This window comes from Autumnicola lenta (genome assembly GCF_031846515.1).
GTDB lineage: Bacteria > Bacteroidota > Bacteroidia > Flavobacteriales > Flavobacteriaceae > Autumnicola > Autumnicola lenta.
The window spans coordinates 1-418 of the sequence record NZ_JAVRHO010000089.1 but is presented as its reverse complement, the minus strand read 5'-3'; the positions used below and the strand labels follow the sequence as shown (position 1 = coordinate 418).

The 418-nt window shown below is 34.9% G+C and carries 1 protein-coding gene; it reads left to right on the top strand.

What is annotated here, in order from left to right:
• On the top strand, positions 1–246 hold a 246-nt coding region (locus RM545_RS17545; RefSeq protein WP_311496582.1), incomplete at its 5' end, for a hypothetical protein.
• Positions 247–418 lie beyond the last annotated feature (172 nt).

Genomic DNA, 418 nt, shown 5'->3' with positions numbered 1-418 from the left:
AGGAAATGGACTACAGAGGAGAATTTTCTGTTTTATATTACATACGGTTTTCTTGTTGTAGCATTTGGTGTGCTGGGTCTTTACATTCAGGATATTCCGAATAATTTCTATTCCAATGCTATAAATGTTGGTGATTATCCCATACTCACTTTTCTAATTCTGCAGCATTTTATAGCTTCAGTCGTGCTGACAGCCTTTTTACAAATAAGTAGTTGGTGGTTTACCAGGAGATGGCATCGAAGGTGATTCTTTAAGATTCTGAATTTTAAAGTTTGAATTAAAAGCACTTCATTGAAAATCTTCAACTTTAAAGATAATTCGTAGCCATAAAAGGTTCCTATTCAATTCTGAAGAAGAAATCGCAACTCTAGAGGTTCCTTCCCTTTTTTCAAGGGAAGGTGGCTTTATCAGCTTTTTC